Annotated in this window: 20 protein-coding genes; 13 read left to right on the top strand and 7 right to left on the bottom strand. The window is 72.8% G+C overall.

Annotated elements, in window-relative coordinates; genetic code table 11:
* Positions 1–223: 223 nt before the first annotated feature.
* Positions 224–1,948, bottom strand: a complete 1,725-nt coding sequence (gene ggt, locus ACIA8R_RS25385; protein WP_397040695.1) for a gamma-glutamyltransferase — start codon at positions 1,946–1,948, stop codon at positions 224–226.
* 95 nt (positions 1,949–2,043) lie between these two features.
* Here ggt and ACIA8R_RS25380 point away from each other — a divergent pair, with 95 nt between their 5' ends.
* On the top strand, positions 2,044–3,153 hold the full coding sequence (locus ACIA8R_RS25380) for a sensor histidine kinase (RefSeq protein WP_364086570.1): 1,110 nt from the start codon (positions 2,044–2,046) through the stop codon (positions 3,151–3,153).
* Entirely contained in the window at positions 3,150–3,797 is a 648-nt protein-coding gene (locus ACIA8R_RS25375) for a response regulator transcription factor (RefSeq protein WP_357702885.1), read from the top strand. Before ACIA8R_RS25380 ends, ACIA8R_RS25375 begins: the two co-directional genes overlap by 4 nt.
* Here the strand turns inward: ACIA8R_RS25375 and ACIA8R_RS25370 are convergent.
* Complete coding sequence (locus tag ACIA8R_RS25370; RefSeq protein ID WP_397040692.1) at positions 3,778–5,250, bottom strand: FAD-dependent monooxygenase; 1,473 nt, start codon at positions 5,248–5,250, stop codon at positions 3,778–3,780. The two genes, ACIA8R_RS25375 and ACIA8R_RS25370, sit on opposite strands and share 20 nt — an antisense overlap.
* 57 nt (positions 5,251–5,307) lie before the next feature.
* Here ACIA8R_RS25370 and ACIA8R_RS25365 point away from each other — a divergent pair, with 57 nt between their 5' ends.
* The 5 genes from ACIA8R_RS25365 to ACIA8R_RS25345 all read left to right on the top strand — a co-directional run bounded on the left by ACIA8R_RS25365 (position 5,308) and on the right by ACIA8R_RS25345 (position 9,245).
* Complete coding sequence (locus ACIA8R_RS25365; RefSeq protein ID WP_357703066.1) at positions 5,308–5,505, top strand: helix-turn-helix domain-containing protein; 198 nt, start codon at positions 5,308–5,310, stop codon at positions 5,503–5,505.
* 8 nt (positions 5,506–5,513) lie between these two features.
* On the top strand, positions 5,514–5,975 hold the full coding sequence (locus tag ACIA8R_RS25360; protein ID WP_397040690.1) for a Clp protease N-terminal domain-containing protein: 462 nt from the start codon (positions 5,514–5,516) through the stop codon (positions 5,973–5,975).
* A gap of 59 nt (positions 5,976–6,034) precedes the next feature.
* Positions 6,035–6,805, top strand: a complete 771-nt coding sequence (locus ACIA8R_RS25355; RefSeq protein ID WP_397040688.1) for a class I SAM-dependent methyltransferase — start codon at positions 6,035–6,037, stop codon at positions 6,803–6,805.
* 116 nt (positions 6,806–6,921) lie between these two features.
* Entirely contained in the window at positions 6,922–7,800 is an 879-nt protein-coding gene (locus ACIA8R_RS25350; protein ID WP_364086561.1) for a sulfite exporter TauE/SafE family protein, read from the top strand.
* 56 nt (positions 7,801–7,856) lie between these two features.
* Positions 7,857–9,245 carry a sel1 repeat family protein gene (locus tag ACIA8R_RS25345; RefSeq protein ID WP_397040686.1) on the top strand — a complete coding sequence of 463 codons (1,389 nt, stop codon included), beginning with the start codon at positions 7,857–7,859 and terminating at the stop codon, positions 9,243–9,245.
* A gap of 34 nt (positions 9,246–9,279) precedes the next feature.
* Here ACIA8R_RS25345 and ald read toward each other — a convergent pair whose 3' ends face one another.
* On the bottom strand, positions 9,280–10,389 hold the full coding sequence (gene ald, locus ACIA8R_RS25340) for an alanine dehydrogenase (RefSeq protein WP_357702896.1): 1,110 nt from the start codon (positions 10,387–10,389) through the stop codon (positions 9,280–9,282).
* A gap of 54 nt (positions 10,390–10,443) precedes the next feature.
* Entirely contained in the window at positions 10,444–11,826 is a 1,383-nt protein-coding gene (locus ACIA8R_RS25335; protein ID WP_357702898.1) for an aspartate aminotransferase family protein, read from the bottom strand.
* Between the two features lie 231 nt (positions 11,827–12,057).
* Here ACIA8R_RS25335 and ACIA8R_RS25330 point away from each other — a divergent pair, with 231 nt between their 5' ends.
* Both ACIA8R_RS25330 and ACIA8R_RS25325 read left to right on the top strand, forming a co-directional pair.
* The gene (locus ACIA8R_RS25330) at positions 12,058–13,413 is read left to right on the top strand and encodes a dipeptidase (protein ID WP_357702900.1); all 1,356 of its coding nucleotides are present in this window, start codon (positions 12,058–12,060) and stop codon (positions 13,411–13,413) included.
* A gap of 81 nt (positions 13,414–13,494) precedes the next feature.
* A complete protein-coding gene (locus tag ACIA8R_RS25325) occupies positions 13,495–14,265 on the top strand; it encodes a phytanoyl-CoA dioxygenase family protein (protein WP_397040684.1) in 771 nt (256 codons plus the stop codon).
* A gap of 14 nt (positions 14,266–14,279) precedes the next feature.
* On the opposite strand, the gene ACIA8R_RS25320 is transcribed toward ACIA8R_RS25325, so the two are convergent.
* Both ACIA8R_RS25320 and ACIA8R_RS25315 read right to left on the bottom strand, forming a co-directional pair.
* On the bottom strand, positions 14,280–14,492 hold the full coding sequence (locus ACIA8R_RS25320) for a hypothetical protein (protein ID WP_357702904.1): 213 nt from the start codon (positions 14,490–14,492) through the stop codon (positions 14,280–14,282).
* A gap of 12 nt (positions 14,493–14,504) precedes the next feature.
* Complete coding sequence (locus ACIA8R_RS25315) at positions 14,505–15,092, bottom strand: helix-turn-helix domain-containing protein (protein ID WP_357702906.1); 588 nt, start codon at positions 15,090–15,092, stop codon at positions 14,505–14,507.
* 114 nt (positions 15,093–15,206) lie between these two features.
* On the opposite strand from ACIA8R_RS25315, the gene ACIA8R_RS25310 reads away from it, so the two are divergent.
* The 4 genes from ACIA8R_RS25310 to ACIA8R_RS25295 are packed head-to-tail and all read left to right on the top strand — an operon-like array spanning position 15,207 to position 19,308.
* Entirely contained in the window at positions 15,207–15,875 is a 669-nt protein-coding gene (locus ACIA8R_RS25310) for an alpha/beta fold hydrolase (RefSeq protein WP_397040681.1), read from the top strand.
* Positions 15,876–15,935: 60 nt separating this feature from the next.
* Complete coding sequence (locus tag ACIA8R_RS25305) at positions 15,936–16,490, top strand: ATP-binding cassette domain-containing protein (RefSeq protein ID WP_364086550.1); 555 nt, start codon at positions 15,936–15,938, stop codon at positions 16,488–16,490.
* The gene (locus tag ACIA8R_RS25300; protein ID WP_397040679.1) at positions 16,490–18,745 is read left to right on the top strand and encodes a YhgE/Pip family protein; all 2,256 of its coding nucleotides are present in this window, start codon (positions 16,490–16,492) and stop codon (positions 18,743–18,745) included. The genes ACIA8R_RS25305 and ACIA8R_RS25300 overlap by 1 nt, the downstream gene beginning before the upstream one ends.
* Complete coding sequence (locus tag ACIA8R_RS25295) at positions 18,742–19,308, top strand: TetR/AcrR family transcriptional regulator (RefSeq protein ID WP_357702914.1); 567 nt, start codon at positions 18,742–18,744, stop codon at positions 19,306–19,308. Before ACIA8R_RS25300 ends, ACIA8R_RS25295 begins: the two co-directional genes overlap by 4 nt.
* A gap of 4 nt (positions 19,309–19,312) precedes the next feature.
* Here the strand turns inward: ACIA8R_RS25295 and ACIA8R_RS25290 are convergent, their stop codons facing one another.
* Positions 19,313–19,834: a cysteine dioxygenase family protein gene (locus ACIA8R_RS25290; protein WP_357703067.1), complete on the bottom strand. Its 522-nt coding sequence runs from the start codon at positions 19,832–19,834 to the stop codon at positions 19,313–19,315.
* Positions 19,835–19,865 lie beyond the last annotated feature (31 nt).

The raw sequence follows: 19,865 nt of genomic DNA, 5'->3' as shown, positions 1-19,865 counted from the left end.
GGCGGATTCCGCTCGGCGGCACGGCGCCACGACCCGTCGCGATGCCCGTTACAACCCTGTGACCTGCGCAAACATTCCCTCATGCGGCAGTCAAGCCGTGACCTCGGTCACCCCCGCAAGCGGCGGCGGCCCGCCGGGGGCCGCCGCCGTGCGCGCTCAGCGCAGGTTCAGCGCAGGTTCAGCGCGGGTTTCAGCGCGGGTTCAGCGCAGGTTCAGCACAGGTTCAGCGCGGGTCGAGCACCAGGGCGCTGCCGCCGCCCCGCCGTACGGGCTCGGCGACGGCCTGGACGAGGCCGTGGCCGCGCAGTTCCAGGGCCGTGGCCGCGCCGATCTCGGGGTTCAGCACGAAGCTGTGCCCCTTGGCCTCCAGCTCGGTCCGGTACTTGTCGAGGAACGCCTGCTCGGCCTGCGTCTGGGCGGTGTTGCGTTGGGTGGCCCGCGGCGCGGCGAGCGCGTCGGGCAGGCTCATGCCGAACTCGTACCGGTTGACCAGGATCTGCAGCACGGTCGTGATGATCGTCGAGCCGCCCGGCGAGCCAGCGGCCAGCACCGGCCTGCCGTGGTCGAACACCAGCGTCGGCGCCATCGACGAGCGCGGCCGCTTGCCGGGGCCGGGCAGGTTGGGGTCGCCGGGGGCGGGGCCGAAGGTGAAGTCGGTCAGCTCGTTGTTGAGCAGCACGCCGCGGCCCGGCACCACGATGCCGTTGCCTCCGGTCGATTCGATGGTGAGGTTGTAGGCGACCACGTTGCCCCAGCGGTCGGCGACGACCAGGTGCGTGGTCTCCGGCCCCTCGTCCGCGATCGGGGTCGCGCTGCCGGTCGGGGTGGCGCAGGCGCCGTACGTGCCGTCGGGGCTGCCGGGGGCGGCCGGGCTGCTCAGGGCCCGGTCGCCGATCAGGCAGGCCCGCTCCTTGGCGAAGCCGTCGGACAGCAGCTCGCGCAGCGGCACGCCGGGCAGGTCGCCGACGTAGGCGTTGCGGTCGGCGAAGGACAGCCTGGACGCCTCCAGGTACTCGTGCAGGCCCACCTTGGGCAGGGCTTCGAGGATGTTGAGCGCCTCGCCGACGGTCGAGCCGCCCGAGGACGGCGGCGCCATGCCGTACACGTCCATGCCGTTGTAGGAGATCTTGGTGGGCTCGCGCAGGAGGGCGCGGTAGTCCCGCAGGTCCGACAGCTCCATCAGGCCGGGCCGCACGTTGCGGGTGCTGCCGGGGGTGACCGGCGGCTTCTTGACGGTGGCCACGACCTCCTGGCCGAGCCGGCCGCCGTACAGCCAGCCGGGGCCGCGCCGGGCCAGTTCCCGGTACGTGTTCGCCAGCTCCGGGTTCCTGAACACCGAGCCGACCGGCGGCGGCGCGCCGTTCGGGAGGTAGAGCCGGGCCGTGGAGGCGATGTCCTTGAAGCGGTCGACGTTGGCGGCCGTCTGGTCGTGGAACGTCTGGTCCACGACGAAGCCGCGGGAGGCCACCTCGATGGCCGGCTGGAGCGCCTGGCCGAGCGAGAGCGTGCCGAACCTGCGCAGGGCCAGGTCCCAGTGGGCCAGCGTGCCGGGCACGCCCGCCGACAGGCCGCTGGTGACGCCCTCGTCGAACGGGATGCCCTCGAAGCTGGTGGCGGTCATGGCGCGCGGGGCCGTCTCGCGGCCGTCGATGGTGAACACCTTGCGCTGCCTGGCGTCGTACAACACCATGAAGCCGCCGCCGGTCAGGCCGGCCGAGTACGGCTCGGTGACCCCGAGCACGGCTCCGGCGGCCACGGCCGCGTCGACGGCGTTGCCGCCGCGTCTCAGCACGGAGAGCGCGGCCTTGCTGGCGTCGAGGTCGACGGTGGCGACGGCGCCTCCGTACCCCTCGGCGACCGGGGACTTCTGCTGGGGGCCCGCGGACGCGGGCGCGGCGGGCAGGAGGGAGATGAGGACTGCTGCTGCGGAATAGATCACACGGCGCATGGTGTCCACCATGACCCAGCTACGCCCGTCGTGGTAGGGCCCCCTCGCACGAGGGGAGGATGTCCGGCCCTCCGCCGGTGGCCTAGCGTGGTGGGGTGCGCAGGAAGTCCGGTTTCGACCCTTATCTCGCCCTGATCGTGGCGGTCGCCCAGTTGGTGATCGCCCAAGGCGCGACGTGGGGCCAGCGTCTCCTCAGGGAGCAGCTCGACCCGTACGCGTACGCGCTGCTGCTGATCGGGCCGCTGGCCATCCTCTTCCGCAGGCGGTTCCCGCTGCTGACGGTCTCCGTCGCGCTCGCCGCGATGGACCTGTTCCTCATCGGCGGCTACGCCTACGGCCCCGCCTTCCTCAGCCCGGGCGTCCTGCTGTTCCTCCTGGTCACCGGGGGCAGACGGCTGATGGCCTGGACGATGGCGACCATGACGGTGACCTCACTCCTCAGCTACGCCTGGTGGGTGGGCAACCGCGACCTGTTCCACAGCCTGTCGATCCTGGCCTTCATCCTGCTGTTCATGGTCGTGGCCGAGCTGGTCAGGATCGTCAGGGAACGCCGGGCCGAGCGCGAGCGCATCCTTGAGGAGGAGGCCAGGCGGCAGGCCAGCGAGGAGCGCCTGACCATGGCCCAGGAGCTGCACGACGTGCTCGCGCACAACATCTCGCTCATCCACGTGCAGGCCAGCACCGCGTTGCACCTCATCGACGCCAACCCCGAGCAGGCCCGCTCGGCCCTGGCCACGATCAAGACGGCGTCCAAGGAGGTGCTGGGCGAGATGCGCTCGGTGCTCAACGTGCTGCGCGAGGGCGCTCCGCGTTCCCCGACGGCCGGGCTCGACCGCCTCGACGACCTCGTCCAGCGTTCGGGGATGGAGGTCTCGCTCAGGCGGGTGGGCTCGCGGCCGCTGCCGCCGCAGGTCGAGCGGGCCGCTTACCGGATCGTGCAGGAGTCGCTCACCAACGCCGCCCGCCACGCGCCCGGCTCGCGGGTGACGGTGCGCCTGGAGTACGGCGCGGCGCAGCTCGTCATCGTGGTCGCCGACACGGGGGCGACGACCCCCGCCGTGCTGTCGGAGGAAGGCAGCGGCAACGGCATCCCCGGCATGCGCGAACGCGCCTCCGCCCTGGGCGGCACGCTCGTCGCCGGCCCGTCGGGCGACGGCTTCCAGGTCGAGGCCCGTCTGCCCCTACCCGAGGAGAACCCAACGTGATCAAGGTGTTGCTCGCCGACGACCAGGCGCTGGTCCGCGCGGGCTTCAAGGCGTTGCTGGACGCCCAGCCCGACATGACCGTGGTGGCCGAGGCGGCCGACGGCGCGGAGGCGGTGCGCCTGGCCGGCGAGCACGCCCCGGACGTCGTGCTGATGGACATCCGCATGCCCGGCACCGACGGCCTGACCGCCACCCGCCTGATGCCGCCCGGCCCGCACATCATCATCCTGACCACGTTCGAGCTGGACGAGTACGTCTTCGAGGCTCTACGCGGCGGCGCGTCCGGCTTCCTGGTCAAGGACACCGAGCCGGCCGAGCTCATCCAGGCCGTACGGGTGGTGGCGGCGGGCGAGGCGCTGCTGTCGCCGAGCGTGACCCGGCGGCTGATCGCCGAGTACGCCTCGCGCGCCAAGGAACCGGTCGCCACGCAGGGCCTCGACCAGCTCACCGACCGCGAGCGCGAGGTGCTCTCCCTGGTCGGCACGGGCATGACCAACGACGAGATCGCCGCCAAGCTGTTCATGTCGCCGGCCACCGCCAAGACTCACGTCAGCCGGGCCATGATGAAGCTGCACGCCCGCGACCGCGCGCAGCTCGTGGTCATCGCCTACGAGTCGGGCCTGGTCAAGCCGGGGTGGCTCTGACGGCGGGCGGCTCCGCGCCGAACCACGCCCGCGCGGCCCCGGCCAGGCCGTCGGTGCCGGCCCAGGCCACGTACCCGTCGGGGCGGATCAGCAGCACGTCGGCGGGCGGCTCGGCGCACCGCGCCCTGACCACGTCGATCCAGCCGCCGCCGGGCGACGCCGGGCCGGTCTCGCCGCGGAGGTCGAGGAGCACCGGCCGCCCGGCGCGCATCAGTTCGGCCACCCGCCGCTCCCCTTCCGCCGTGCTCAGCCGCAGGTCGGGGACGAACCGGCCGACGAGCGGATGCGGGTGCTCCGGGCCGGGCGGGTAGCGGGTGTCGGAGCCGTGCAGGATCGCGGCGAGGTGGCGCAGCGGCTGCTCGTGGGCGAACAGCTCGGCGAGCAGCGCGCGCAGGGCGTCGCCGTCCTCGCCGGGGGCCCGTTCCAGCGCCGCCTGGGCACGGGTCTGCGCCAGCGCCCGCCCGGCCACCGGACGGCGTTCCTCCTCGTAGGTGTCCAGCAGGCCCTCGGGCACCCGTCCGAGCAGCACGGCGGCCAGCTTCCAGGCCAGGTTGACGGCCTCCGTCATGCCGACGTTGAGCGCCGTCCCGCCCGCCGGGAACAGGTGGGCGGCGTCCCCGGCCAGGAACACCCGGCCGGCCCGGTAGCGGTCGGCGAGCCGGGCCTGCGCGACCGTGCCGGACAGCCAGAGCGGCTCCCCGAGCGGCAGGTCCCGCCCGATCACGCGGCGCACGGCGGCGCGGAAGTCCTCCGGCGTGACCGGGCCCTCGGGCGCCGCGCCGCGCTCGCGCACGCCCGCGACGAGCACGCCGGGCCGGAGCGAGGTGAGCAGCAGGCGTCCGGCGGGGGTGCGGTTCCAGCCCGGCTCCAGGCCCTCGACCCGCGGCTCCTCGAACGGGCCCTGCCCGTCCCAGGCGAAGTGGCCGAGCCGCAGCACCTCGTCGTCGGTGGTGCCGGGGAAGCCGATGCCCGTCAGCGCGCGCACGGTGCTGTGCCCGCCGTCGCAGCCCACCGCGTAGCGGGCGCGGGCCCGGCCGGTGGACAGCTCCAGCGTGACGCCCTCCTCGTCCTGGACGAGGCCGAGCACCTCGTGGCCCCGCCTGATCTCGGCTCCGAGCCGTCCGGCCCGCTCGGTCAGCAGCCGTTCCAGCCGCGGCTGCTGGATCAGCAGCAGCCGCAGCGGCATGTCGTCGTGCCCGGCGAACCGCAGCGGCACCTGCCCGAACGGGAACCCCGGCGCGGGGCCCGCGAAGCCGCTGCCCTCGGAGAGGGGGCCGAGCAGGCCCCGGTGGTCGAGCAGCTCGACGATCTGGCCCGCGAGCCCGTTCGCCTTGGGTAGTTCGCTCGGTTCAGGGCGTTTGTCCAGCACGATCGGGCGTAGTCCAGCCAGGGCCAGTTCGCCCGCGAGCATGAGCCCGACCGGGCCCGCTCCCACGATCATCACGTCGTCCATGCCCGTCAGGCTAGATTGACAAAAACCTGTCTGTCAATCTAGCCTGACGACGTGGACATGGAAGAGCTGTCTCAACGCATCAGGTCGAACGACCCCGCCCTCGGCCTGCGGGCCGTGGGCGCGCTGCACCGGCTGGCCGAGCAGGTCGAGGCGACGTCGGTGGCGCTGGCCAGGGAACAGGGCTGGACCTGGGAGCAGATCGGCGACGCGCTCGGCATGTCGCGGCAGTCCGTGCACGCCCGATACGGAAAGTGAGGATCGCCATGTTCGGCAAGGAGAAGAGCCCGTTCGCGGCCGTCGTCAGCGCGGCGCTCGACGAGGCCAGGCAGCGCGGCGACCGGCGGCTCGGCACCGAGCACCTGCTGCTCGGCCTGCTGCACGACCCCGCCGCCGAGCCGGCGCGGGCGCTCGGCGTGGACCTGGCGGGGGCGCGGGCCGCGCTCGACGAGCTCGACCGGGAGGCGCTGCGCTCGATCGGCCTCGACCTCGGCCAGGCACCGCGCGCGACGCCGCGCCGGCACCCGCCGGTCCCCGGCACCTCGCTCACGTCGAGCGCCCGCGCGGTGGTCAACGCCGCCATCGGCGCCACGCGGCACAAGACCAGGCAGGAGGTTCCCCGGCACCTCCTGCTCGCCCTGCTGGAGCGGGACCGCCACGACCCGGTGGCCGGGCTGATCGACCAGCTCGGCATCGACCGCGCCGCCGTGCGCGCCCGCATCGCCTGATCCGCGACACGGGAGAAATCCGGTTGAAGCCACCCCCCGGGCGCTGACATGGTCGGAGGATGCGGCGTACGTACGATGACCTGGTCGAAGAGGCCGACACCGTGTCCGTGGACGGCTGGGACTTCTCCTGGCTGGAGGGCCGGGCCACCGAGGAACGGCCCTCATGGGGCTACTCCCGCCTGCTGGCCGGGCGGATGGCGGCGGCCGAGGCGGCGCTCGACGTCCAGACCGGCGGCGGCGAGATCCTGGCCGGGCTGCCCACACTGCCGAAGGTGACGGTGGCGACCGAGTCGTGGCCGCCCAACCTGGCGCTGGCCGCCGCCCGGCTGCGCCCGCGCGGGGCGCGGGTGGTTGCCGACGACGACGAGCCGCGCCTGCCGTTCCGCGACGGCGTCTTCGACCTGGTGGTCAGCCGCCATCCGGTGGAGACCTGGTGGGCGGAGATCGCCAGGGTGCTGCGCCCCAGGGGCGCGTACTTCTCGCAGCAGGTCGGCCCGCGCAGCGTGTTCGAGCTGACCGAGTTCTTCATGGGCCCGCAGGACGGCTCGGCCCGCGACCCGCGCCAGGCCGTGGCGGAGGCGGAGGCGGCCGGGCTCGAAGTGGCCGACCTGCGGGTCGAGCGGCTGCGAATGGAGTTCCGCGACATCGGCGCGGTGATCTACTTCCTACGCAAGGTGATCTGGATCGTGCCGGGCTTCTCGGTCGGCCGCTACGGCGCCCAGTTGCGCGAGCTGCACGAGCTCATCGAGGCCGAAGGGCCGTTCGTGGCCCATTCGTCCAGGTTCCTCATCGAGGCCCGGCGTCCCGGCGTACCGACGTCCGGGGCGTGATTGCGGGCGCAACCACCTAAACGTCACTAAGGGTACAAGAACTGTCACTGGCCGCATCCGGCGGGCCGCGTTACGTTTCCCCCAGAGCTTCGCGAGAGAGCCGGGAGGGGCTGAACGTGGAGGCCGTCACCCTGTTCGCCGGGGGCGTGGCCGCCGGGCTGGTGGGCGGCACCGCGTCCTGCACCGCCGCGCAGGGCGGGCTGCTGGTGGGCCTGGTCGGTCGGCGTCCCGGAGGCGACCCCGCGCTGGTGGCCTGGTTCCTGGGCGGGCGGTTGGCCTCGTACACGCTGGTGGGGGCGTTGCTCGGGCTGCTCGGCTCGGCCGTCGGCCTGCCGCCGCGGGCGCGGGCCCTGCTCCTGGTCGCGGCGGGCTGCGCGGTGATCGGGTTCGCGATCCGGCTCCTGCGCGGCGGGGGCCACGCCTGCGCCGAGCCCGTCCGGACGTCCGGTTACAAGGCGCCGCTGCTGGGCGCGGCCACCGTCCTGGTGCCCTGCGGGGTGACGCTCGGCATGGAGATGCTCGCCGTGTCCAGCGGCTCGCCGCTGTCGGGCGCGGCGGCCATGGCGGGCTTCGTGCTCGGCACCGCGCCCGCGTTCGCGCTGCTCGGGTACGTGCTGCGGCGGATCTCCCGCACCAGGCTGGCCCGGCTCGCCGGGGTCGTCGCCATGGCCGCCGGGCTCTGGACCGTCGTGGCCGGGCTCAACCTGGGCGGCTGGACGGGGGACGCCGCACCGGCCGCCGCCGGGCCCGCCGCCCAGATCGTCACGGTCTTCGCCACCCGCGACGGCTACCGGCCCGCCACCGTGTCCGCCCGCGCGAACGTACCGGTCGAGGTCATCTTCAAACTGGTCGATCCGGGCTGCACGAGCACGGTCACCATCGACGGGCGCGACGTGGCCCTGCCCGCCACCGTACGGCTGCCGCCCCACCGCCCCGGCTCGCTGCGTTACGTGTGCGGGATGGGAATGTATTCGGGGTTCATCAGGTTCTCCTAGGCCCGTTGTCGGCGATTACGGTTCGCGATCGTATGATCACGTGCCAGTCTGTCGCCATGGCCTGGTGGCAGGGAGAGGTGGCGACGCCGGCCGTTCCGGCGCCACGGGCGGGGGACGAGCCGGAGCTGCTGGCGGCCGCGCGGCAGGGCGACGCCCAGGCGGCCCACCGGCTCGGCAAGCTCTACGCCCAGCACGGCGACCGCGCGGCGGCCCGGCTCTGGTGGGAGCTGGCGGCCTCGGGAGGCAACGTCGACAGCGCCTACAACCTGGGCGTCTGGCACGAGAAGCACGGCAGCCTGGAGGAGGCGGTCGGCTGGTACGAGACCGCCGCGGCCACCGGCGACGCCGAGGCCGCCGCCAACCTGGCCACGCTCCTGCTCGAACAGCGCGGCGACGCCGGGGCCGCCAGGGCCTGGTTCGAGCGCTCGGCCCTGGCCGGGTCGCGCACCGCGGCGCGCCGGCTGGCCCTGCTGTGCGAGGACACCGGCGAGACCGGCGTGGCCCGCGAGTGGCACCGCAGGGCGGCCGACGAGGGCGACATGACCTCGGCCCACGACCTCGGCTTCCTGGCCTACTCCGCCGGCGAGGACGAGGAGACCGTGCGCTGGTGGGAGTACGCCGCCAGGGGCGGCCACGCCGACTCCGCCCACTGCATGGGCCTCTACCTGCACGCCAGCCGCGACCCCGAGGGCGCCGAGGCCTACTACCGGCTGGCCGCCAAGAACGAGCACCCGGGCGCCGCCTCCCGCCTCGGCGCCATCGCCCTGTCCTGCGGCGACCTGCGCACGGCCCGCGCCTGGTACGAGCGGGCGGCCGCGGCCGGGCGGCTGGAGGACCAGCGCATGGCCGGGTTCGTCTGCGTGGAGCTCGGCGACACCCCGGCCGCCAGCCACTGGTTCGGCAGGGCGGCTGCGGGCGGCGACGCCGAATCGGCCTTCAACTACGGCCTGCTGCTGATCGCCGAGTTCGGCGACCTGGCCGGCGGCCGCCACTGGTTTCGCCAGGCCGCGCGGGCGGGCCACCACGGCGCGGCGGTCGAGCTGGGCGGGCTGCTGACGGTCGCCGGCGAGCTGGGCGAGGCCGAGGAGTGGCTGGCCGACCCGCCGCCGCCGACGTGGGCGCGCACTGCCGAGCCGGAGCTGGCCGCCCGCGCCGAGCTGGCGGCCGCGGCCACGGGCCGCCGGGGCGGCGTGCCGCTGTCCGTGCCGGACCTGACCGAGGTCCTGGGCACCTGGGACCTGGTGACCAGGCCGCTGCACGACCACTCCGACGTGATCGGCTGGCTGGTGGAGCGGAGCGGGGTGCACCGCAGCGCGGTCGAGCACCTGGCGTCGGTGCGCGGCACGCTGCTGCGTCCCGGCAGCGCGCCGTGGCCGGGCACGGGCGAGATCCACCACGTCCTGGCCACCGCGCGCGACCTGCGCCGCCGCCTGGGAGTGAGTTAGGGGCGCGACCTCGTGCCGCGCCCCTTCAGAGGTTTCAGAGCACGTCGGCGACCGGCGTGTACGCCAGCCCCAGCGCCTGGGCGACCGGCTCGTTGGTGAGCTGGCCGTCATGGGTGTTCAGACCGCCCGCGAGGCCCTGGTCGGCCTTCAGCGCGTCACGCCAGCCCAGGTTGGCCAGCTTGACCGCGTACGGGAGCGTCGCGTTGGTCAGGGCGTAGGTGGAGGTGTTGGCCACCGAGCCGGGCATGTTCGCCACGCAGTAGAAGATCGACTCGTGCACCTTGTACGTCGGCTCGGCGTGCGTGGTCGGCCGCGAATCCTCGAAGCAGCCGCCCTGGTCGATGGCGATGTCCACGAGCACCGAGCCCGGCTTCATCCGTGAGACCAGGTCGTTGGAGACCAGCGTCGGGGCCTTGGCGCCGGGGATCAGCACCGCGCCGATGACCAGGTCGGCCTGGAGGACCTCCCGCTCGATCGCGTACGAGGTGGACACGAGGGTCTTGAGCCGGCCCTGGTAGATGGCGTCGATCTGGCGGAGCCGGTCGATGTTGGTGTCGAGCACGGTCACGTCCGCGCCCATGCCGACGGCGATCTGGGCGGCGTTCAGGCCCGAGACGCCGCCGCCGATGACGACGATCCTGGCCGGGGCCACGCCGGGCACGCCGCCGGGCAGGACGCCGCGGCCGCCGTTGAAGCGCATGAGGTTGTAGGCGCCCACCTGCGGCGCGAGCCGGCCCGCGACCTCCGACATCGGGGCGAGCAGCGGCAGCGTGTGGCCCACCTGCACGGTCTCGTACGCGATGCCGGTCGTCCTGGCGGCGAGCAGGGCGTCGGTGCACGGCCGTGAGGCGGCCAGGTGCAGGTAGGTGAACAGGACCAGGCCCTCGCGCAGGCGGTGGTACTCCTCCGCGATGGGCTCCTTGACCTTGAGGACCATGTCCGCCCTGGCCCATACGGCGTCGGCGTTGTCGAGGATCTTCGCGCCCGCGGCGAGGTATTCCTCGTCAGTGATGTGTGAGCCGAGGCCGGCACCCCGCTGGACGGTGACGTCGTGACCGTTCCGCACCAGCTCGTGAACACCGGCGGGGGTGACCGCCACACGGTATTCGTGGTTCTTGACCTCGGCAGGGACGCCGATCTTCATCGTAGGGATCCTTTCGGAGACCGCGGCACTTCGTCGTACCGGGTGGGGAGGGTGTTAGAGGCGCGCCCACGCTTCCGAGAGCACGCCCCTCAGGATGGATCCGATCTCGTCGAACTCCCTTGGCCCCGCGATCAGCGGGGGCGCGAGCTGGATCACGGGGTCTCCGCGGTCGTCGGCCCGGCAGTAGAGTCCGGCGTCGAACAGCGCCTTGGACAGGAACCCGCGCAGCAACCGCTCGGACTCCTCGGCGTTGAACGTCTCCTTGGTGGCCTTGTCCTTGACCAGCTCGATGCCCCAGAAGTAGCCCGAGCCCCGTACGTCGCCGACGATCGGCAGGTCGCGCAGGTCGTCGAGGGCCGCCTGGAAGAGGGGCTCGTTCTTGGTGACGTGGCCGAGCAGGTCCTCGCGCTCGAAGATGTCGAGGTTGGCGAGGGCCACGGCGGCGGACACGGGGTGGCCGCCGAAGGTGTAGCCGTGGGCGAACATGGTGTCGCCCTCCTTGAACGGCTCGAACAGCCGCTCGTGCGCGATCATCGCGCCGATGGGCGAGTAGCCGCTGGTCAGGCCCTTGGCGCAGGTGATGATGTCGGGCACGTAGTCGAACTTCTGGCCGCCGAACATGGTGCCGAGGCGGCCGAAGGCGCAGATGACCTCGTCGGAGACGAGCAGCACGTCGTACTCGTCGCAGATCTCGCGCAGGCGCTGGAAGTAGCCGGGGGGCGGCGGGAAGCAGCCGCCGGCGTTCTGGACGGGCTCGGCGAAGACGGCGGCCACGGTGTCGGGGCCCTCCATCTCGATGGCGCGGGCCACGCGGTCGGCCGCCCAGATGCCGTATTCCTCCGGCGACATGCCGGGAACGCCGCTGATTTCGTCGGCGCGGTAGTAGTTCGTGTTCGGAACGCGCACCGAACCCGGCACGAGAGGCTCGAACATCTGCTTGAACGCCGGGATGCCGGTGATCGACAGGGCGCCCTGCGGGGTGCCGTGGTAGGCGATCTGGCGGCTGATGACCTTGTGCTTGAGCGGCTTGCCGACGAGCTTGTAGTACTGCTTGGCCAGCTTCCACGCGGTCTCGACGGCCTCGCCGCCGCCGGTGGTGAAGAAGACCCGGTTCAGCTCGCCCGGCGCCTGGGCGGCCAGGCGGGCGGCCAGCTCGGCCGCCTTGGGGTGCGCGTAGGACCACAGGGGGAAGAAGGCCAGCTCCTGCGCCTGCTTGGCGGCGGCCTCGGCCAGCTCGCCACGCCCGTGCCCGACCTGGACGACGAACAGCCCGGCCAGGCCGTCGAGGTAACGCTTGCCGTGAATGTCGTAGATGTAGGACCCCTCACCGCGCACGATGGTCGGGATCTCGTTCTTCTGGTAGGCGCTGTGCCTCGTGAAGTGCAACCACAGGTTGTCCTGCGCGGCCTTCAGGACGTCGTTTTCCGGCTGCGTCATGGTTATCTTCCCTTGTGTCGAACTCCCCACAGTCTGCATCTTCACCTGCGGTTTGCCAAGCGAATCGGTCGCAGCACTATGCAAGAAAATCGAGATCCGCAGAACCGTTGTGTAACAGCAACGAAATCCGCAGGTAGATTAACGCGCGGGTCATGCCTGTTTCCGTACTGTGGAACGTTCTGTGATCCAATGAGACCAAACTGTCGAGAACGACCCCCGGGGGACCGTCCCGTGACTCCTGACCAGATCGAGAGCGCTGTCGCCGCCGCGATGCCCCAGGCCATCGAGGAGCTCAAGCGGCTCGCCGCCATTCCTTCCGTGGCCTTTCCGGGACACCCCGACCAGCCGGTCCTCGCCGCCGCGTCGGTGACGGAGGAACTCGTCCGCTCGGCCGGCCTGCCGCACGTCCAGCAGGTCGCCGTCGAGGGCAGCTTCCCCGCGATCTACGGCGAGGCCCCCGCCCCTCCCGGAGCGCCCACGGTCCTGCTCTACGCGCACTATGACGTGCAGCCGGCCGGCGACCTGGCCGCCTGGCGCACGCCGCCGTTCGAGCCGACCCTGATCGACGGCAAGCTGTACGGCCGAGGCTGCGCGGACGACAAGTCAGGCATCATCTCCCACGTCACCGCCCTGCGTGCCTTCCAGGGCCGGTTCCCGGTGGGCATCAAGGTCATCATCGAGGGCCAGGAGGAGTACGCGGGCGAGCGCCTGGAGTCCTTCGTCGAGCGCAACCCCGACCTGCTGCGCGCCGACGCGATCGTGGTGGCCGACAGCGGCAACCCGCGCGTCGGCGACCCGGCGATCACGACGTCGCTGCGCGGCATGGCGGCCTTCACCATCGAGGTGCGCACGCTGCGCGAGGCCGTCCACAGCGGCTCGTTCGGCGGCGCCGCCCCCGACGCGCTGGCCGCCCTCATGCGCATGCTGACCGCGCTGCACGACGAGAACGGCGACATCCGCGTCCCCGGCCTGCCGCGCGGCAGCTTCCTCGGCCAGGGCCCGTCGGAGGAGGAGTTCAGGAAGACCGCCGGCGTGGCGGACGGCGTGTCGCTGGTCGGGTCCGGCTCGCTGGCCGACCGGCTGTGGGCGTCGTACGCCATCACCGTCACGGGCCTCGACGTGCCGAGCGTGTCGGGCGCCGTGAACGCGGTCCAGCCCGCGGCGCGCGCCCGGGTGACCGTCCGGATTCCTCCGTCCGGCGACCCGAAGACCACGGTCAACGCCGTGGTGGAGTTCCTGCGCCAGGTGGCGCCGTGGGGCGTGCAGGTGTCGTTCGGCGACTTCACCGTCGGGTCCGGCTTCCAGGCCGACTCCGGCGGCAAGGCGCGCGCGGCGCTCAACCGGGCGATGGAGCGCGCCTTCGGCCGCCCGCCGCGCGACGTCGGCGCGGGCGGCTCGATCCCGCTGGTGAACACGCTGCTCAAGCAGTACCCGGCGGCCGAGATCCTGCTGTTCGGCGCCGAGGACGAGGACGCCGCCATCCACGCCCCGAACGAGCGGGTCGACCTCGACGAGCTGCGCCGCGTGGCCACCGCCGAGGCGCTGTTCCTGCAGGAGCTGAGCCTGCCGTCGGCGCTCGGCGTCTGAGCCGGTAAACGCGTTGCCCTTCCGGGGCCCGGTTCGCCAGACTGCACGGCGTTCACCGGAGTCCGTCAGGAAGGGCAGCGCATGTTGACCGACGAGCAGGTCGAGTCGTTCGTCGAGGACGGGTTCGTCCGGTTGCCCGGCGCGGTTCCCCGGGAGACGGTCGACCAGTGCCGGGCCGAGCTGTGGGCGGCCAGCGGCTGCGATCCGGACGACCCGTCGAGCTGGACCCAGCCGGTCGTCCGGCTGGGCGGGTTGGCGACCCCGCCGTTCCGCGCCGCGGCGAACACACAGGCGCTGCACGAGGCGTACGACCAGCTCGCGGGCGCCGGACGATGGACCGCGCCCATGGGCCTCGGCACCTTCCCGCTGCGCTTCCCCAGCGACCAGGAGCCCGGCGACGACGGGTGGCACCTGGAGGCGAGCTTCACCGGCGACGGCGGCGAGTACCGGGTGAACCTGCGCTCGCGCGGCCGTGCCCTGCTCATGCTGTTCCTGTTCTCCGAGGTCGGCCCGGACGACGCCCCCACCCGGGTACGGGTCGGCTCACATCTGGACGTGCCCGCTCTGCTCGCCGGTTCCGGGGACGAAGGGCGTGAATGGTTCCCGCTGTGCGGGGAGGCGGTGCCGCTCAGCGAGGGGCGCAGGGAGGTCACCGTCACCGGCTCGGCGGGGGACGTCTACCTGTGCCACCCGTTCCTGATCCACGCCGCCCAGCCGCATCGCGGCAGCGTGCCGCGCTTCATGGCCCAGCCGCCGCTGGTGCCGACCGGCCTGCTCGACCTCACCGGCACCGCCCCCACCCCGGTGGAACGCGCGGTCCTGAAGGGCCTGAAGGGCCTGAACGGCGGTTGATCCCGGCGGGAGGGTCAGGCGTGGCGGTCCACCAGGCGGGGGCCCTTGGCCGCGCCGCGGCACACCAGGCGCAGCCCGGTCTCCACGAGGGCCCAGCCGAGCCGCCGTTCCCAGGAGCGGGCGCCCCTTCCGCGGCGCGCCCGCCACGCCCGTCGGGGGGTCCGGGCCGCGGCGCGCAACTCCTGGCCGCGTACCTGCTCTACAAGTAGGTATAAGTCGGGATACATCCTGCTCTCTCCTCACGTCGTGAACGGGAACCCGTACAGGTGCACGGCGACGTTCTCGCGGCCCTTGGCGTCACCCGCCTCGGCGGCCGCCTTGCCGCGGGCCGTCCACCTCAGGACCACGTCGTCGATCTCCTGCCTGAGGCCGCGCAACTCCTCGGCGGTCAGCGTGAGCAGGAACTCCGAGCCGAAGGAGGAGTCCTGCCAGTCCTCGCTCCAGGCCCACTGGGCGTCGAGGTAGCCGTCGTACATCTCGGTGAGCTGGCGGGCATGTAGGCGTGAGATCGCCTGGTGGGCCACGGCCCCCTCCGGGTTGTCGCGGAAGTCGGAGTTGCGGGTGGAGAAGCTCTCCGCGGACGTCCGCCACCAGCGCTCCCGGCCGTCGCCCCGGCCGCTCTCCGCCTCCTCGATGAGGCCGTGGGAGGCGAGTTTGCGCAGGTGGTAGCTGACCAGGGAGACCGCTTCGTCCACCTGCTCGGCGAGCTGCGAGGCCGTCGCCGACCCGGCCACCTTGAGCGCGCGGTACAGCTTCATGCGTAGCGGGTGCGCCAGCGCCTTGAGGGTGCCGACGTCCTGGACGCGCTGCCGCTCGTGCCTTGCCATGCCTCCATCCTAGATGCGAAAGAAAAATTGCGCAATAAAAGTTGCGGACTTTGCTTTTCTGTCTCCCCCGGGGCGTAGAACTACTTCCGCACCACCGACGAAGGGAGCAAGAGTATGAGCGAGGCGCCCCAGGGCCGTCCGGCCACGTTCGCGCTGATCCACGGCGGCGGCAGCTCGGCATGGGACTGGCACCTGGTCGAGGCCGAGCTGCGCGCCAGGGGCCACCGCACGGTGGCCGTCGACCTGCCGATCGAGGACGAGTCCGCCGGCCTGGCCGACTACGCCGACGCCGTGGCGCGGGCCGTCGGCGAGGCGGACGAGCTGGTCGTGGTGGCCCACTCGTGGGGCGGCTTCGTCGCGCCGCTGGTCTGCGACCGCCTGCCCGTCAAGCTGCTCGTGCTGGTCACGGCCATGATCCCGGTGCCGGGCGAGCCGCCGGGCGAGTGGTGGGCCAACACCGGCCACCGCAGCGCCGAAGACCTGGACACGATCGCCCAGTTCATGCACGACGTCCCGGCGGAGCTGGCCGCGGAGGAGCTGACCCGTGGGCGTCCACAGGCGGAGAAGTCGTCCGTCGAGCCGTGGCCGGGCACGGTGTGGCCGGACGTGCCGACGAAATTCCTGCTCTGCCGGGACGACCGGTTCTTCCCGCCCGAGTTCATGCGGCGGGTGGTCCGGGAACGGCTCGGTGTCGTGCCCGACGAGATCGGGGGCAGCCACATGGTCATGCTGTCGCGGCCGAAGGAGCTGGCCGAGCGGTTGGAGGCGTATCTCACAGTGTGACGCACCGCATCACGAGGTAATCTTTTGTACTGACCAGTCAGTTCAAGAGATGGGGTTGTGGTGATCGTCGCGGAGGGCTTGTCGATCGAGGGGGTGTACCCGGCGGTCTCGTTGAAGGCGGGCCCCGGGACGCTCACGGCGGTCGCGGGGCCGGCGGGCAGCGGGCGTACGAGCCTGCTGCTCACGCTGGCCGGGCGGATGAAGCCGACGACGGGCACGCTCTCCGTCGCCGGGCACGCCAGGCCGCGGGCCATCCGCAAGGTGGCGGCCCTCGCGCTGGTGGACGGCGTGACGGATCTCGACAGAGCGCTGACGGTCAAGGAGCACCTGCGCGAGCGCAGGCGCAAGCCGTACCAGGAAGTCCTGAAGCGGGCGGGGCTCGCGGCGCCGGACACGACGCCGGTGAGCGAGCTGGACCGCGAGCAGCAGGTGCGCCTCGGCGTCGCCCTGGCCCTGCTGGACGAGCCCGCGCTGATCCTCGCCGACAACGTGGACGCGGGCCTGCCCGACGACCGCGTGGGCGAGCTGTGGGACCTCCTGCGCGGCCTCGGCACGGCCGTGGTCGCGAGCTGCGTGCGCCCGCCCGCCCGCTACGACCACCTCGTGGAGCTGTGATGAAGGGCATGCTGCGGTCCCGGTTGCCCCGGGCTGCGCTGGCGGCGGTGATCGTGCTGCCGCTCCTGTACGCCGGACTGTACCTGTGGTCGTTCTGGGACCCCCAGGGCAACCTGGACCGGGTCCCGGTCGCGCTGGTCATGGAGGACCGTCCGGCCACGGTCGACGGCAAGACCCTGCACGCGGGCCAGGACCTGGCCGACGAGCTGCGCGAGCGCAGGACGTTCGCCTGGCACGAGGCCACGCCCCGGCAGGCGGCCGACGGGGTCGCCGACGGCAGCTACTACCTGTCGCTCACCGTGCCCGCCGACTTCAGCGCCCGCCTGGCCTCGCCGTCCGACGACACGACGACCCCCACCCCCGCCCAGCTCGGCCTGCGTGTGGACACCGGCCGCAGCTACATCGTCGGCAGCATCTCCGACGCGGTCTTCAACGAGGTGCGCGCCGCCGCCGAGCGCACGGCCGTCCACGACTACTTCGACAAGGTCTTCGTCTCGATCGGCGACATCCACGACGCCACCACCGAGGCCGCCGACGGCGCCGGCAAGCTGCACGACGGCGCGGTCAAGGCCGGCGACGGCGTCTCCCGGCTCAACTCCGGCCTCGGCACCGCCGAGAACGGCGCCCAGCAGCTCTCGGTCGGCCTGAACAGCGCCAACACCGCCACCGGCAAGCTCCGGGACGGCTCGGCGCAGGTCACCGGCGGCATCGGCAAGGCGCAGCAGGGCATCGGCGAGCTGCGGGACGGCCTGGCCAAGCTCCGCCGCGAGGGCACCTCCGAGCTGCGGAAGGGCACCCGCAAGGCGGCCGACCAGGTCCACACCCAGACGCGCGGGGTCAACCAGCTCGCCGACAAGTACGTACCGGTGCTGAACGAGTGGGGCCCGAAGGTCGCCGACGCCGCCGAGCAGGTGGCCGACGCCGCCGACCGGCTCGCGGACGGCTCCGGCACGGGCACCGGCGCGACCCGCGCCGCGGGCAGCGCCCGGGAGGCCGCCTCCCAGGCCCAGGCCGCCCTCGACCGCCTCGGCGCGGACGCCGACCCCGAGCTGCGCTCCCTGCTGCGCAGCGCGGCGAACGCCGCCGAACGCGCCGCCGAGCAGGCCGGATCGGCGGGCACCGGCGGTTCCGGCGGCGCCTCCGCCCTGTCCGCCCAGGCCCGCGAGCTGGCCAGGAACGCCCGGAAGATCGCGGCCGTGGCCCCGCAGATCGGCCCCAAGGTCGACCAGGTCAGGAGCCAGGTGAACGCCCTGGACGACGGCCTGGCCAAGCTGGCCGCCGGCGCGGCGACCGTGGACGCGAGCCTGGCCAAGGCCGGCACCGGCGCGGGCACCCTCTACCAGGGCGCGACCAAGCTGCACGACGGCTCCGCCAAGGTGACCAGCGGCCTCGGGCAGCTCGGCGGCGGCCTGGTCAAGCTGAGCGACGGCGCCGGCACCCTGTACGCCGGGGTCGACCGGCTGCACGACGGCGCGGGCCAGGTCGACAAGGGCATGGACCAGCTCGCCAAGGGCTCGAAGGACCTGGCCGGCGGGCTCGGCGAGGGCGCGGAGAAGATCCCCGACTACGACGCCCGGCAGCGGGCCGCCCGCGCCGACGTGATGAGCGACCCGGTGCGGCTGGCCAAGACGGTCGACAACGAGGTCCCCAACTACGGCACCGGCTTCGCGCCGTTCTTCCTGCCGCTGGCGCTCTGGGTGGGCGCGATGATCACGTTCATGGTGCTCAAGCCGTTGAACCAGCGGCGGCTGGCCGGGACGCAGGGCGGGGTGCGCATCGCGCTGGCAGGCTGGCTGCCAGCGGTGGCGCTGGGCGCGGCCCAGGTCGGGGTGCTGGCGGCGGTGCTGCGGTTCGCGCTCGGCCTGGAGGCGGCGCACTGGCTCGGGGTGATCGGGCTGCTGCTGCTGGCGGCGGCCGCGTTCCTGGCGGTGGTGCAGGCGGTCAACGCGCTGCTCGGGCCGCCCGGCCGGGTGGTGGGGCTGGCGCTGCTGATGCTCCAGCTCACCTCGGCGGCGGGGACGTACCCGATCGAGACCTCGCCCGGGTTCTTCCAGACGATCTCGCCGTGGTTGCCGATGAGCTGGGTCGTCTCGGCCCTGCGCAGGCTGATCAGTGGCGGCGATCTGACCGTGGTGTGGCAGGCTTGCGGCGTGCTGTCCGCATTCCTCGTGCTCGGGCTCGCGCTGACCACCCTCGCGGTGGAGCGCGGCCGCGTCTGGTCCATGAAGCGCCTGCACCCCGAGCTGTCGCTGTGAGCAGGCAGGACACCCGGGCGAAGGTGTTCACGGCGGCGGTCGAGCTGATCGCCGAGCAGGGCTACGCGGCCACCACGGTCGACGCGATCGCCGAGCGCGCCGGGGTGGCCAAGGGCACCGTGTTCTACAACTTCGGCAGCAAGGAGGGCCTGTTCTCCGCGCTGCTCGACCACTCGATCGAGCGGCTGGCGGGCGCGCTGGCCGCCGCCGACACCGGGGAGAGCGGCGTGGCCGCCCTCGACTCGGTCGTGCTGGGCCAGCTGCGCTTCTTCGAGGAGCACGGGCCGTTCGCCCGGGTGCTGCTGTCCGAGATGTGGCGCACCGCCTGGCAGGAGGCGGTGGCCCGGCTGCGCGAGAGCGCGCTCGGCGTGTACGCGGGCGTCCTGCGCAGGGCGGCGGCGAGCGGCGAGATCCGCGCCGACCTCGACGTGGAGACGGCGGCGACCGCCCTGTTCGGCATGGTCCTGACGGTCGCCATCGAACGCCGCGCCCTCTACCCCGAGCGGCCGATCGAGCAGACCCACCAGACCCTGGTCGAGCTGCTCCACGGCCGCATCAGGTGAGGCGTCAGCGCACCGGCAGCTCGTAGACGCGGCGCACGCTGCTGCCGAGCTTGCCCACGTCCGCGCCGTACACGTGCAGCGACACCCCGACCTCGTCGCTGGTGTTGAGGACCATGTGGATGTCGCCGGGAGGTGCGAACCCGCTGACCTCGCCCGGCCGGTTGTCGGCCCGTCCGATCTCCACCAGGTGGTCGCCCATGTCGCGGTAGAGGGTCTCGTGCTCGATGCCGCTGAGGATGCCGAACGTGCACCACGAGACGTGGTCGTGGATCACCGTGTACTGGCCGGGACGCCACACGACGGCCACGATCGAGAACTCGTCCTGGGCGTGCAGCAGGTGTGAGGTGTAGCGGTCGGGCGTGCCGAGGCGCTCCTCGGGGGTGAGGACGTCCATGCCGGGCAGCCGGTCGCGCAGCAGGTCGGCCACGGCGAACGCGGTCTCGCGGGCGGGGAGCTTTCTGGCCACGATCTCGGAGATGCCGGACACCAGCACGTCGAGCCCTGGCCTGGTGGTGGTCGCGACCATGTTCACGGTGTCCCCCTAGGGAAAATGTGGC

Source organism: Nonomuraea sp. NPDC051191 (assembly GCF_044455665.1).
Taxonomy (GTDB): Bacteria; Actinomycetota; Actinomycetes; order Streptosporangiales; family Streptosporangiaceae; genus Nonomuraea.
Note: the sequence above shows the minus strand (reverse complement) of the source record. Positions and strands in the feature narration are given on the sequence as shown.

Coding starts and splice junctions, on each gene's coding strand:
- ggt (WP_397040695.1), bottom strand. CDS start 1,948: ATGCGCCGTGTGATCTATTCCGCAGCAGCAGTCCTCATCTCCCTCCTG.
- ACIA8R_RS25370 (WP_397040692.1), bottom strand. CDS start 5,250: ATGGACGACGTGATGATCGTGGGAGCGGGCCCGGTCGGGCTCATGCTC.
- ACIA8R_RS25365 (WP_357703066.1), top strand. CDS start 5,308: ATGGAAGAGCTGTCTCAACGCATCAGGTCGAACGACCCCGCCCTCGGC.
- ACIA8R_RS25360 (WP_397040690.1), top strand. CDS start 5,514: ATGTTCGGCAAGGAGAAGAGCCCGTTCGCGGCCGTCGTCAGCGCGGCG.
- ACIA8R_RS25355 (WP_397040688.1), top strand. CDS start 6,035: ATGCGGCGTACGTACGATGACCTGGTCGAAGAGGCCGACACCGTGTCC.
- ACIA8R_RS25345 (WP_397040686.1), top strand. CDS start 7,857: ATGGCCTGGTGGCAGGGAGAGGTGGCGACGCCGGCCGTTCCGGCGCCA.
- ald (WP_357702896.1), bottom strand. CDS start 10,389: ATGAAGATCGGCGTCCCTGCCGAGGTCAAGAACCACGAATACCGTGTG.
- ACIA8R_RS25335 (WP_357702898.1), bottom strand. CDS start 11,826: ATGACGCAGCCGGAAAACGACGTCCTGAAGGCCGCGCAGGACAACCTG.
- ACIA8R_RS25325 (WP_397040684.1), top strand. CDS start 13,495: ATGTTGACCGACGAGCAGGTCGAGTCGTTCGTCGAGGACGGGTTCGTC.
- ACIA8R_RS25320 (WP_357702904.1), bottom strand. CDS start 14,492: ATGTATCCCGACTTATACCTACTTGTAGAGCAGGTACGCGGCCAGGAG.
- ACIA8R_RS25315 (WP_357702906.1), bottom strand. CDS start 15,092: ATGGCAAGGCACGAGCGGCAGCGCGTCCAGGACGTCGGCACCCTCAAG.
- ACIA8R_RS25310 (WP_397040681.1), top strand. CDS start 15,207: ATGAGCGAGGCGCCCCAGGGCCGTCCGGCCACGTTCGCGCTGATCCAC.
- ACIA8R_RS25300 (WP_397040679.1), top strand. CDS start 16,490: ATGAAGGGCATGCTGCGGTCCCGGTTGCCCCGGGCTGCGCTGGCGGCG.
- ACIA8R_RS25290 (WP_357703067.1), bottom strand. CDS start 19,834: ATGGTCGCGACCACCACCAGGCCAGGGCTCGACGTGCTGGTGTCCGGC.